The 15041-nt window shown below is 53.2% G+C and carries 4 protein-coding genes; all 4 read left to right on the top strand.

Annotated elements, in window-relative coordinates:
* The first annotated feature begins 617 nt into the window (after positions 1 to 617).
* Positions 618 to 6161, top strand: a complete 5544-nt coding sequence (locus K5753_01500; protein MCR4725878.1) for a starch-binding protein — start codon at positions 618 to 620, stop codon at positions 6159 to 6161.
* Between the two features lie 91 nt (positions 6162 to 6252).
* On the top strand, positions 6253 to 9120 hold the full coding sequence (locus K5753_01505; protein ID MCR4725879.1) for an InlB B-repeat-containing protein: 2868 nt from the start codon (positions 6253 to 6255) through the stop codon (positions 9118 to 9120).
* Positions 9121 to 9131: 11 nt separating this feature from the next.
* Positions 9132 to 11729, top strand: coding sequence for a hypothetical protein (locus tag K5753_01510; GenBank protein ID MCR4725880.1), 2598 nt, complete (start codon positions 9132 to 9134; stop codon positions 11727 to 11729).
* The gene (locus K5753_01515) at positions 11726 to 15034 is read left to right on the top strand and encodes a starch-binding protein (GenBank protein ID MCR4725881.1); all 3309 of its coding nucleotides are present in this window, start codon (positions 11726 to 11728) and stop codon (positions 15032 to 15034) included. Before K5753_01510 ends, K5753_01515 begins: the two co-directional genes overlap by 4 nt.
* Positions 15035 to 15041: the final 7 nt, after the last annotated feature.

The following is a 15041-nucleotide window of genomic DNA, read 5'->3' on the forward strand; positions in this document are numbered from 1 at the left end:
CGCGCTCGCGCCGCCGCGCCGCCGCGCTTACCCGCCGTAAAAAAGAGAAAGCTCGAAATGCTTCGAGTTTTCCGACTAAATGAAAAATTTTTCTCTTACGCGTAACGAAAGCGTAACAGGCATTTTGCCGTTTGAGACCGTCGGAAAAAAATTTTCGCGGTGGAAAAGCGCGAAAATCGGAGCGCGTCCGAGCGCCTTTCCGAGCGGGGAAATTCAGAGAGGAAAAGAAAAAGATACTTTCCCGTTTTGCGCGGATAGTTCGGGCGATTCGCGTTTATTTTGTTCGGCGGTTTTCGGAAAAAGAATCTTTTTAAGAAGTTCAAAAGATTTTTCTTTACGCTTTGAAAACGGATCCGATCCGACCGCGCGGGTTTCCGCGTTTTTTTTTCGCCGCGTTGCGTTTCGACTCTCAAAATGCAATATTCATATTACAATAAGGATAAAAGACGCCGATCGCCTGAAAAATCGGGAATTCGGTATCTTCGCACACTGGTTATTTTATATTTCTTAAAAATTGGGTATTGACAAGGTGACAGGTCGGCGATAGAATTATAAAAGGGATTTTTATACCCTAAACCTATTTCGTAGCGCGAGCGCACTACGCATAAGGAGGAACTATGAAACGCAATCTTTGGAAACTGCTCGTCATCTTATGCGTTGCGATCGCTTCGAGCATGTTGTTCGCAGCTTGCAAAAAAACCGATAATAAACCTGTAAACGATCCGTTGAAAGTTACGATCAATTGGAACTTCGCAGGTTCGGAGAACACGACGATCGAAGTAGGTTCGGACGGAAGAGTGAATTTGACCTCGATCACCGTCCCCGAGAACCCGGGTTTCCGTTTTGAAGGGTTTTACACCGACGCGGCTTGCACCAAGAATTTCGACGCCGCGAATTACACCGTTACCTTTGATTTTACGATTTACGCTAAGTGGGCTCCCGAAAGCTCGACCGATGCGCCGACTTTGACGCGCGTCGACGCGAAGTACGTCGGCGGGGAGAAAACCGTCGGCGCTTCTCTTTCTTCTTCGGACGTTACCGTCACTCTTTATTACAGCGACGGGACGACGAAGAGAGTCTCCGACTTTACCTTCGGCGCTTTCGACAGCGCGACCGCGGGCGAAAAGACCGTCTCGATCTCTTTTACCTTGGACGGGAAGCCGATGACCGCTTCCGTCACCGTCACCGTTAAGGCGGGCGAGCAGGGTGGAGACAACCAAGGCGGCGATAACCAAGGCGGCGATAACCAAGGCGGAGATAATCAAGGCGGAGATAATCAAGGCGGAGAGCAGACCACCGAAAGGGCGGTCCTCGTCGTGGATGGCGTGGAAACGGACATGGTTAAAGCCGAAGGTACTCCGACCGTTCAATTCGTCCTTACCGACGTTGCTCTCGGTAATTACGCTTACGTAAGGGTCTTATATAATGGATCCGTCGTTCCTTATGCGGAAGGCAGCGCGCCCTCTCGCAATGAAGTCTATGATTTTCGTTTGGACGTCGCGGAGAATTTAGCCTATGCCACGAAGCATCAGACCACTCCGACCGCCGACAGGGCGATTTTGAAGATCGGCGAAAGAGAAGTCGCGATGACGAAGGACGCCGCGCTCAATCAGTACTCCGTTACGAACGTGTTGATCGAAGCGAACGACACCGCCGACGTCTATTTCAACGATACCAAGATCGCGTTCCGCGAAGGCTATCGCCTGAACGGCGCGGGTATTTACGATTTCTTCTACAACGCGGATGAGAATATCGCTTATCTCGTCAAGCAACCCGACAAGATCGTCTTGAAAGTCGGCGCGGCGGAAAGCAATTTCGTAAAAGACGAAGAATCCCCGATCGAGCAGTACAAGATCGCGGGCGTCGATCTTGCTGAAAATGCCGAAGTTTCCGCTTCTTTCAACGGTAAAAACGTTCCCTTCGCGTCTGCCGATTGGTTCCAAGGCGCAGGCAAGTACGATTTCTATCTGAACGCGAGCGAGAACCTCGTCTACGCGGTCAAACAGCAGGTCGGCGACAAAGCCGTCTTGAAGATCGGAAACGACGAGACGCAAATGATCAAGGACGATGAATCGCAGGTCGATCAATATAAGGCGCTCGATCTCGAAATCGGCGTAAGCGACGAGGTCTCCGTCTACTTTAATAACGCGGCGGTCCCCTTCGCGGATCAAAACTGGAAGAGCGGGGCGGGCGTCTACGACTTCTATCTGAACGTCGCCGAGAACCTCGTCTACGTCAATAAGCACGTCGAAAATCTTACCTACACCCTTACCGCGAACGGCGTTCCTCACGCAATGGTCTTCGATTCCGATAAAAACGAGTACTCCGTTTCGGTCGAACTCAGAGAGGACGAAGTCGTCACGATCAAAGACAGCAGAAACAATTCCTATTCCAATTTCGAGAACGGGTTCACGGGAACCGCGACGAAAGACGGCGAGTACGTCTTCTATTTGAAGATGACGGAAGGAAATCCGATTTGGGTCCATTGCGTCGAATACGTCGAAGTTTACGTCGAAAACTCTTTCGGTTACGAGACCCTTTACGTCCATTATTGGAAGGACGGCGTCATAACGAGCGGCTGGCCCGGCATCCAAATGGATCACGACCAAAAAGAGGGCTGGTGGAAGGCGAGAGTCGACACCCGCGCGGATCATATCAACTTTACGGACGGCGCGGCGGAAAATACGCAAAGCACCGCGGAAAGTGAGCTTGACTTCAATAACCTCTATTTCTACGGCGGCGCGTGGCACGATTTCTATCCGCTCGTTTACTCGTTGAAAGTTAACGGCGCGAATCCGCAGACGATGGAACTCGTCAACGGAGAATATAAGCTCCAAATCGCTCTCAATAAAAACGACGCGGTCACGATCACCGATAACAAAGGCGATTCCTATGATAACTGGCAAGACGGTTGCAACTTCAAAGGAACCGCGGACGCGGACGCGGAATACATCTTCTATTTGAAGCCGAACGAGAGCAATTTGATTTGGGTACATAAGATCGAATATGCGGATCTTTACGTCGAAAACACTTTCGGTTTCGATAATCTTTACATCCATTATTGGAATAATGACGACGGCTTTACGACTGTCTATCCCGGCGAGGCGATGACCCCCGTGGAAGGCAGAGACGGCTGGTTTACCAAGCAAGTCGACACGCGCATTCGCGCTTTGCTCTTTACGAACGGCGCGGCGGAGAACACCCAAAGCACGCAGGAGATCGCCGTCGGTAACTTGAACGCTCTGTACTACTACGGCGGCGCGTGGCACGACGATTATCCGCTCGTCTACACGCTGCGCGTGAACACGGTCGAAGTCGGAAATCTGTCTTTCGTGAACGGCGAGTACACGATCCAAGTTGATCTCGCGAAAAACGACGACGTTTCGATCTCGGATAATAAGGGCGTAAATTATTGCAATTGGGAAGTCGGCTGCGGATTCAACGGCATCGCCGCGGCGGACGGAACCTATACCTTCTATTTGAAGATGACGGAGAATAATCCGATTTGGGTCGATATCGTGACTTACACGACGATCTACGTCGAGAATTCTTTCCAATTCGAAGACGTGTACGCGGTCTATCGTAACGACGGCGGCGTGCTTACGAACGACTCGGGCGTCAAAATGACCGCGGTCGAAGGAAAAGCGGGTTGGGTCTCCGCGAAGATCAGCGATCGCGCGACCTTTATCAAGTTTACGAACGGCGGCGCCAACGAAACCGCGGAATTTGCGGTCGATCTTACGAAGCCTTATTTCTACGATAAGTCTTGGAACGCTTCGTATCCCACCGACGAGACGCACGAAATTTATTTCTACAACACGAATAACTGGGATCCGGTCAAAGCTTTTGCTTGGAGAGGCTCGGATTCGAGCACGGTCGCCTATATCGGCGCGTGGCCCGGCACTTTGATGACCGTCGTCGAAGGACACGACGGTTGGTATAAAGTCTCGGTCTCGAGCCGCGCTTTGAAGATCCTCTTTACGAACGGTCTCGAAGGCGCTTTGGAAAGAAAGACCGCAGATCTCGATCTCGATTTCACCAAACCTTATTATATGGACGGCGAATGGACGGCGGATTATCCCGCGGTCGAGCAGAAGATCACGATCTACTACTATAACTCCAACGCTTGGGACACCGTCAACGCCTACGCTTGGAAGGAAGGAACGCCCGATGAAGAAAAGCTCGGCGTTTGGCCGGGCGCGACGATGACCGCCGTGCAAGGCAAGGGCGGTTGGTTTAAGGTCGAAGTCGGCGAATATGCGGATCGGATCGTCTTCTCGAACGGCTCGAACTCCGAAGAAAAGACGGGCGATCTGACGATCAATCCCTCCAAACTTTACTTCAAGAACGGCGAATGGACGACCGCTTTCGATCCCGAACCCGAGCAAAAGATCACGGTTTATTACTTCAACACGAATAACTGGAATCCGATGATCGCCTATGCTTGGAGCGGCTCCGATCAAGATCCCGTCGAGAAACTCGGCACGTGGCCCGGCACGGTGATGACCCCCGTCTACGAGCATCCGGGTTGGTTCTCCGTCGAAGTCGGCGAGAACGCGGAAAAGATCCTCTTTACAAACGGAATGGAAGGCGAGCAAAACAAGACCGCGAACCTTACGATCGATCCCGCGAAACTTTATTATAAAGACGGGACTTGGACGGCGACTTATCCCGTTCCCGAAGAGAATATCACGATTTACTTCTATAACGAGAGCGCCTGGGCAAACGTCTACGCGTACGGTTGGAGCGGAACGGAACCGAACGACGTTAAAAAACTCGGCGATTTCCCCGGCACGCAAATGACGGCGGTGGAAGGGAAAGACGGATGGTTTAAGATCGAAGTCGCCGAAAGCGTCGAAAAGGTCATTTTCAACGACGGTGTAGGCGGCGAAGGCAGACAAACCGAAGATCTTACGATCGATCCCGCGAAACTCTATTATAAAGCAGGCGAATGGACGGCGACGTATCCCGCCGATCCCACGCCCGAAGAAACGAGGACGATCTATTTCTATAATGCGAGCGCTTGGGCGAACGTCTACGCGTACGCTTGGAGCGGAACGGAACCGAACGACGTTAAAAAACTCGGCGATTTCCCCGGCACGCAAATGACGGCGGTGCAAAGCAAAGAGAATTGGTTCAAAGTCGAAGTCCCCGTTTCCGCGGAAAACGTCATCTTTAACGACGGCGTAGGCGGCGAAGGCAGACAAACCGGCGATCTTGCGATCGATCCGAATAAAACCTATTATAAAGAGGGCGCTTGGATCTCGGCGTTCTCGGTCGTGACGCTCCGTTACTTCAATTCCGAAGATTGGCTGAAAGTTTACGCGTACGTTTGGAGCGGAGAATCCCCGAATGAAGTCAAGTACTTCGGCGCTTTCCCCGGCGCGGAAATGACCGCGGTCGACGGGCACGACTCTTGGTTTGAGATCGAAGTCGACGCAGAAGCCGAAAAAGTCGTTTTCAACGACGGCACGGGCGGTCAGTTGATAACCAATCAGACCGATAACCTCGAAATCGATCCCGCGAAACTCTACTATATGTATCAATGGATCGCTTCGTATCCCGAACCCGAACCTTTGACCGTCTATTACTATAACAGCAACGGCTGGGCGAACGTCTACGCGTACGCTTGGAAGGGCGAGGGCGAAGATCCCGCCGATAAACTACTCGGCACTTGGCACGGCACGAAGATGACCGCCGTGGACGGTCACGAAGGCTGGTTCTCGATCGAAGTTTCCGCCTCTGCCCAAAAGATCTGCTTTAACGACGGAGCGGACGCTCAAACCGCGAATTACGAGATCGATCCCGACGCGCTCTTCTGCAAGGACGATTACTGGACGGCGGATTATCCCGCGGCGTGGGACGGAAAGTTGTACGTCGACCTTACCGGCATCGATTGGTTCAACAACAACAACGCGGACGCGTATCTGTACGTTTGGTATGCGGATTCGACGGAAAACGGCGCTTGGCCGGGCGTCAAAATGACGAAGATCTCCGATCGCGTCTATTCCGCGATGATCGACACCGAGAAGACGTTCTCCGGTTTGAAAGTCGTGCGCTGCAATCCCGATTTGGTCGATGGAAACGTTCAGGTTTGGGATGAATCCGCGGAGTTCAACCATATCCCCGGAAACCACACGATCGTTATCACCGAATTGTGATAGATCCGAGATCGGTTTTGTTAGGAAAGGACGGCTCGCTCGCGTAACGCGCGGCGGCAAACTACCGAAAATCTCTTAAAAAGGAGACTTTATGAACAGAAAAAGAGTATTGATCTTAGTTTTGGTTTTGATTTTGGCGTTTACCCTTTCGTTTGGGCTTTTCGCCTGCGCGAATAAGGAAAAGACCCCCTCGGGAGGTAATAATTCGGAGCAGACGGGTGATCCGACCCCGACCCCGAATCCGAATCCCGATTCCGGAAACGGAAACGGCTCGGGTAACGGCTCCGGCTCGGGTAACGGTTCCGGCGGCGGTAACGGTTCTTCGCAAGGTTCGGACCGCGAAACGCCCGCTCCCGCGCTGACCGCGCAGTATCATATTTCGTTCTACACGGGCGAAAGCGCGACGCAAGTCGCGAGGATGGACGGTTTGAAGGCGGGGCAGAAGATCGAAAAACCCGAAGATCCGAAGCTCGCGCGCCACACCTTCGGCGGCTGGTTTACCGATTACGGAACGTATGAAAAGCCCTTTGAATTCACCACGATGCCCGCAGGCAACGTCCAACTTTTCGCGAAGTGGACCGCTTCGATCGACGATAACGCGATCGAAGCCTATGAAGCGGATCTCGCCGAAAAGAGCGAAGAAGGGCATCTTTATATCCATTATTTGCGTTTTAACAACGATCCCGCCGATTACGAAGCGATGACGCTTTGGGTTTGGCCGTATCAATACACGGGTCGCGTCTTCAACTGGGTGCGCGACGAGCAAAATAAGATCGTCCTCGACGACGTCGTCGGCGCGACGTGCGACGTCGACCTTACCGCCGTTTATAACGACGCGGGTAAGGAAAAAGACCAAAGCATGCAGTTCCTCGTGGATTCTTGCACGGGCTCGAACTACAAAGCGGGCGATATCAAAAACGAAGCGAATTATATGAACCCGAAGATCGGCTTCCTGATCGTCTACGAAGACAGCAAAAACTCCGGAACGCACTGGCGCTCGGACGGTAACGCCGACCAACTCTTTACGATCAAAGAAAAGATTTGGGAGAACGGAAGCATCCATATCTTCTGCGTTCAGGATAACGTCAGCCCGGATATCAACCACCTCTCGCAGCAGGGAACGATCACGAATCCCTATGCGGATGACGACGGCACGAACGTTTCGAGAGGCGACGTCAACAGCTCCGAGACGATCAAAGTCAATTACGGCACCAACCTTTTGGACACCGTTTCCGGCGTCGGCTATCAGATCATGGTCAGTTCCTTCTCCGATAGCGACGGCGACGGCATCGGCGATATCCGCGGTATCATCAATCACCTCGATTATCTCGAAGCGCTCGGCGTAAACGTCCTGTGGCTTACCCCGATCCAGCTTTCGGACAGCTACCACGGCTACGATATCATCGATTATAAAGCCGTCGATCCGAAGTTCGGGACGTTGGACGATTACAAAGAACTTTTGACGAAGTGTCACCAAAAGGGAATGAAGGTCATTATGGACCTCGTTTTGAATCACACTTCGACGAATAACGTTTGGTTCCAAAAGTCCGCGAAGCTCGATCCCGAGTATCGTAACTTCTATCAATGGCGTAACCACGAAGTCGAGAAAGATCTCTCTTCCGACTGGTATCCGTACAGCGAGTACGCCTACTCTTATTACGGCAAATTCTCTCCCTCGATGCCCGAACTGAACTACGATTGGCAGGGCACCCGCGACGCGATCGCGGACGTCGCCAAGTACTGGCTCGGTATTCTCGGCAACGGGACGGGCGTGGACGGTTTCCGTATCGACGCGGTTAAGCACATCTATATGGCGGACGAAGTCACTCCCGGAAAGGACGATATCATCATCTATGATTATGACGACGAAGTCCAATCCGATTATTCATCCAACTTAACAAAGAACTTGAACTTCTTCTCTTGGTTCGTCAATTCGATCAAGAGCGAGTATCCGAATACCTATCTCGTCGGCGAAAACTTCGACGGACACGCGTATAACGTCGCTCCGTACTACGTCGCCTACGACGGTATGCTCGACTTCTATATGTACTATAACTTCGGAGAGCTTTCCACGGCTCCGAACAAGGCGAACGGTCTTGCGGGCGGCTCTTCCAACAATGAAAACGCGCTTCCGAAGGGAACGAATACCGATAAACTCCGCTCGGGCGAATGGGATTACGAAGCGATCCTCGCGATCCAATCCGCGTATGCCAAGAGCGGAATTTCGGGCGTCGGAACCGGTAACGGAACGGTCATGGATTCGCTCTTTACCTCCAACCACGATATTATGCGCTTGATCAACAATATGACCGGTCAGAAAGAAGGTCAGATCACGAGCGCGAACGCGGCGATGGCGAAGAAGTACGCCCTCGCGGTCATCAGCACGATGATGACGATGCCCGGTATCTCTTGGATCTATTACGGCGATGAAATCGGTATGAGCAGTAACTATATGACGGGCGAGAACGCGACGAGCGCGCACGTCGACCGCCAGTATCGCCAGCCGTTCAAGTGGACGACCGCCGATTACGACGAGCAGGGCGGCGCGGCGGACATTACGCACTTCTCGATCAGCGGCGACAGGACGTTCTACGTCGAGTGGGATGCTTACAATAAGACCCTTGCGGGCGTTCAAGAGCAGACTTCGGATTCGAATTCCTTCCTGAATACCGTCCGTTACTGGACCAATCTGAAATCGGACGATTCGACCGATCTCGGCAAGGCTCTCCGTTACGGCGATTATCAATATAAATTCATTAACGGCTGGGGCGAAGGACAAAATCCGTTGTTCTCCTTTACCCGCAGTTACGGCGGCCATACCTATTGGGTCGTTACCAATTTCAGTTCGGTTGATTACGATATGACGAGCGCGATGAGCGGCGAAGTGGCGGCTATCTCTGCGGGAAGCACCTTGAATTCGCTGAAATCCGGCGCGACCGTTATCGTTAAAATTGCATAAGAGGAGGGCGCATGAAGTTTAAACGTGTTTTATTAATCCTGCTGATCGTCCTACTGATCGCGTCGATCGCGGTCGCGGGTGCGGCATGCAAGAAAAGGGGGAACGGCAATTCGGTTGATCCGACGCCGACCCCGACCCCGGGACCCGATCCCACTCCCGGACCGACCCCGGGACCGGGCGAAGACGATCCCGTTCTCGATTCGATCAAGGTCCCGACTTCGCTTTCGATCAACACGGCGGGTAGGGCGACTTGGTCGTCCGTTTCCGGCGCGTCGGGCTATGAAGTGGACGTAAACGGGGAAGTTTTGACCGCGAAATTTACGAACTGCGATCTTATGAAGGTCAACACGCTCCCCACGGACGGGCGCTTCGTCGTCAAAGTTCGCACGGTGACGAGCGCGGGTAAAAGCGCGTGGAGTGAAGCGGTTACTTATACCTATGAAGGTGTCGCGATCGTTACGCCCCAAGTCAACGGGCTTGTAGGAACGTCGCTGAGCTGGGAATCCCCCAACGCGTCCTTTAAGGGCATCGCGCCTCCGTATCCGGTGGTCACCGTCGCGGGCGTTCAACATAAACTCGATGCGGACGTGACTTCTTTTGATCTTTCTTCCGTTTCCGCGAAAAGCGAGATCACCCTTCATTACGTCGCGGACGGTCACTATTTGAAGGATAGCACGACCGTTAAGTACGTCTATGATCCGCAAGCGAATAAACTCGCCTTTGCGGCTCCCGCGAACGCGTATATGGAAGGAGATATTCTCCATTTCGCCGAAGTCGAAGGCGCGGATATCTACTATTTCAAAGACGTCTACAACACCGTAACTTCTATCTCAGGCTCGGATATCACTTCGCTTTCTTCCGATCGCGAAGGGCATTTCCTCGTAAAAGAGATTTGGGCGGGCAATACCACGCTTCCGATCGCGGATTCCGCGCCGGTTTCCGTTACTTTCTTTACCCCCGAGCAGGGCGAAGGCACCGAAGCGAGCCCCTTCCTGATTTCGAGCGCGGCGCATTTGCGTTTTATCGAGTTTTACGAAGCGCTCGGTCAGCCCAAGTATTACAAATTGACGCAGGATATCGCCTTTAAGCAGTATTCTCCGCAAAACGACGAGGATTACAGCAACTTCTATAACCTCGGTTCGCTTTCGGGAGTCTTGGACGGCGACGGACACACACTCAGCAATATCGTCGTCTATTATAAAGACGGTTACAGCTCGATCTTCGATTCGATCACCGAATCCGGTAAGATCCGGAATTTGAAAATCGCGAATACCGCTTGGCGCACTTGGACAAACCGCACCAACGACGGTATTATGCACGAAAAGGGCGGCGAATGCGCGATCCTCGCCTACACGAATAACGGTTTGATCGAGAACGTTACCCTCGTCTCGGGTTCCGTTACCGCCGTTAAGGACGGCGCGGCGGGTCTCGTCTCCATCAACCGCGGAACGGTCAAGGATTGCACCGCGGAAGCGGACTTCACCGTCTACGGCGCGAACGAAGCGGGCGTCTTCGTCATCTATAACGCGGGCGTCGTCGAGCACTGCGTAAACAAAGGTTCCGTTTCGGGCAAAGCTTCGGTCGGCGGCGTCGTCGGTCGTAACGCGGGTCTCGTCACAAAATGCGCGAACCGCGGCTCGGTCTCCGGCGACCTTTACACCGGCGGTATCGTCGGCTATAACTATAACGTAAAGGACGTAGCGGGTATGCAATACGAAACGATGGTTTCCTATTGCTCCAACACGGGCAGCGTCTCCGGTTTCGCCTATTCGGGCGGCATCGTCGGTCGCAACGGCTCGGACGGCTTTAACGAAGTCGGAACGGACAGCTACGCAAACGTCGGCTTGTACGGCTGCTATAACCGCGGCTCCGTCTCGGGTATCATCTCGATCGGCGGTATCGCGGGTCAGAACTACGCGTATTACGGCGGGCAGCAGGACGCGGGCTTCGGTCTTCGCGCTTGCTATAACTCCGGCGACGTCAATTCCGTCGTCGCGGGATTTAAGTCCAACCGCATCTATCTTTCCGTGGCGGCTTGCTCTTGGGCGGAAGTCGACACCCCGAAGATTACCGCGCATATTTGGAAGGGTTCGGACACGGCTGCCGCCGCTTGGCCGGGCATCGAAATGCAAAAGACGAAGGTCGGCGAAACCGATTTCTACTATATCGATCTTCCCGCAGGATTCGCCGCGAATCAACTTTCCGGCGTGATCTTCTGCCGCGTCAACCCCGAAAACAATTCGGAAGTCTTTAACCAAACCGTGGATATTACCGCGGTTTCCGGAACGGACGCCGCCGTCTACTATATCAACAGCGATTGGACGAATGCGAACCTCGTCGAACCTTGCTGGGGCGCGATCGCGGGTTACAATAACCAAATCGACTCTTGCTACTATATTTCGGGCAGCAAAGTCGGCGGAACGAACCTCGCTTTGAACGCGACCAAGGGCGGCACTTCGGGCGCCACCGCCGTAACTTCGCAGGAAATGCGCGCAGTCGCAAGCACGCTGAATTCCGCGCTCGGCGGCGAATACTTCGTGTCGGTAACGAATCAATATCCGATCCTTAAATGGGAATCGGTTGATCAACAAACAGGAGGCGGACAATGAAAAAGAAACTATTGTTTGTAATCATGGTCTGCGCGGTTTTGGCTCTCGCGGTCGTTCTCGTCGGCTGCGGAAATACCAAGCTTGCAAACCCGCGCAACCTGAACCTTTCCGAGGGCTACCTGATGTGGGGTGAGGTAAAAGGTGCGGACGGCTATTTGGTCTATTTCAACGACGATTTAGTCAACCGCTACTACGTTGAAAATACCTACCTCGCCATCGACGATCCCGAGATTCGATCGTCGCTCCGCAGCGGTTCCGTCAATAATATGTACGTTCGCGCGGTCAATTTGGATAAAAACAAATTGCCTGTCAACGCGTCGGACAGGAGCTTGATCAAATTCAATTACTCCCGTCAGCTCGCCACGCCGAACAAAGTCACGCTGAAAGGTGAGAAGTTCAGTTGGAGAGCGGTTTCCGAAGCGAAGGACTATCAGGCTTACGTTCGTCAAGACGGACAAACCGAGGGAACTCTTTATAAGATGACTTGGCAGACGGGTACCGCGAGCGTATCCGGAACGATCAACGATCTCCCGAACGGTTTGATGTATTACGTCAGCATCGTCGCTTGTTGCGACGGCTACGAAAACAGCGTTCCTTCCGTCGAAGTCCCGTTCGATCGCACCGTCGTCAACGTCGATCAATCGCAATACTTCGTCTTTGCGGACGGTCAATCGGTTCGTTTGACCGAATCGGACGAGGACGACGTCTATTCCGCAGAGCTTACCCTTAAAGCGGATAGTTCCGTCAGCGTCAAAGATAATGCGGGCGCGGAATTCGAGCTTACGAAGCCGACGCTTGTAAACGGCGACTATGAGATCAAACTCAACACCGCTACCAAGAAAGCGACTTTGACGAAGATCACCAATTACTATTTGTTTGCGGGCGCTTCTGCCCAAGGCGAAAAACTGTTGCTCGGAGAGGGCGGCTATATCACGGCTGCCACCTTTACGGACGGAATGACCTACGTCGTTAAGGATGACGAGGGCAACAGCCTTACCGCTTATTCGGACGACAGCGCGAGCCAAGGCACCGCGTTTGCGGGCGGATCTTTCTTGATCTTGGTCAACGCGGAGACCAAAGAGGTCACCGTTAAAGCGACTGAATCGAGCGGAAACGATACTCCCGAAACTTCGAAGGACGGAAAGTGGGCGGTCACCTTGCACTATAATTTCCCGAACAGTCCTGCGGATATCGTCGTCTACGTCGAGAACAATCGTTCGATGGCGACTCCCGCGAAACCCGTTCGTAACGGATTCGTCTTCGCGGGTTGGTACGAAGATCCGACTTGCGTCATCGAAGCGGAATTCGGAAGCAAATCGAGTTACTTCAAGATTACCGCGCCGACCGATCTTTACGCGAAGTGGACGGTCGACACGACCCTCGATCCCGATCCGCAGCCCGGTCCCGGACCCGATCCGCAACCCGGCCCCGGACCCGATCCGCTTCCCGATTGCGATTATCACGTCGACGCGAACGGCGACGGTAAGTGCGATAAGTGCACGCGCGATATGCCCGTCGTCGAGGATACCTACGGAACGATCTATTTGAACGTTTCCAATTTCTCTTGGTTCGCCGATAATAACGCGAATATCAACGTCCATATTTGGTATGATGACGGCACGAATAATAACTGGCCGGGCGCCAAGATGACCTTGAAGAACGGTTTGTACGAGGCACAGTATTACACCTCTCGTACGGTCAAAGGTATTATCTTTACCCGTAACGATCCGAACCCGAATCCGAACGAAGGTTCCGTGACCGAATGGGATCGCATCGAGATCGGTGAAAACCTTGCGGGATTCGACGCGAATCATCCCGTCTATTATCTGAGAAGCTATCGCCATGCGGATGAAGTCTGCGAGTTCAGCGGAAAATGGCTTGCGGTCGGAGAAGAAGACCCGATCTACGTCACAGGTGACAAGAAAGCCTATCTCGACTTCCGTAACGTCGATTGGTTCGCTTCGGCAGGTGCGAAACTTTATGCGTACGTTTGGTATACCGACGAGTCGAAGAACGCGGAATTCCCCGGTAAGGAAATGCTCTTTACGAACGGCGCTTCCGAGACGCATTACTGCGCGTATATCGAGTATTCTTCCGAAAAGACGCTTGCCGGTATCATCTTTACCCGCAACGATCCGAGAAAACCGATCACGGGCGAGGGCGAAGGTCTTTGGAACAAGATCGAGATCAGCGCCGCCGCGGGCAACCTCGGATTGACCGCCGCGCTTCCCGCTTTCCGCTTGACTTCCGTCAACGGTAACGATTTCGAGGGAACTTGGGTCAGCGAAGAAACAGCGCTCAGCGGAACCGGCGTCATCGTTACGCCCGATCCCGATCCGACGCCCGATCCCGAATGGAACGGAACGGTTACCGTCGATCTCAGCGGCGTCGATTGGTTCGGCACGGAAGGATGCGTCCCGTATATCTACGTTTGGTATTCCGACGAATCGAATAACGGTAAATACCCGGGCGTCAAGATGACCGCAGGCAATAAAGAGGGGTATTACACCTATGTTGTCGATACGACTAAGAAAGAAGTTTCCGGGCTCTTGATCGTTCGCGTCAGCGCGGATGGCAAGACGATGTATAATAAGACGGTCAACTATGCTTTGCCCGCCACGCATATCGTTCACGTTGCGGCAGCAGATCTCAGCGAGATTCCCGAAGATCAGCGCACGATCGAGACGGGTTCGCCCGATCCGGGTCCCGCCCAGACGATTACGGTCTACTATTACAATAAGAATAGTTGGAGCACCGTTAAAGCGTACGCTTGGTCGGGTGACGGTGAAAGCGCCGTCAAGTATCTTGGCGATTGGCCGGGCACCGCTATGACCGCGGTTAGCGGGAAAGCCGGTTGGTATCAGATCGCAGTCAATAAGAACGCGACCAAGATCGCCTTTACCAACGGTTTGGACGGCGATGCGAATAAGACCGCGGATCTCGCGCTTATCGCGGCGACGCCGTACTATAAGGACGGTTGGACGGCGGATTATCCCGCGGAAACGCCCGCTTGGGACGGCACCGTGACGATCGACGTTACCGCGCTTCCGTGGTTTGAGAACGACAGCGCAACCGCTTATCTGTACGTTTGGTATACGGATGATACGAACAACGGAACATATCCGGGCGTCAAGATGACTTGGGTCATCAACGGAATCTATCACGCGAAGATCGACACGACGAAAACTTTTGCAGGATTAAAGTTGACGCGTCGCAGCGCAGACGGAACTGTTGAACATAATGCTACCGGAGATATAACCGAAATGCCCGAGAATCACACCTTCGTGATTACCTCGATGAACTGACCTAACA

Source organism: Clostridia bacterium (assembly GCA_024685775.1).
Lineage (GTDB): Bacteria > Bacillota > Clostridia > Christensenellales > CAG-1252 > CAG-1252.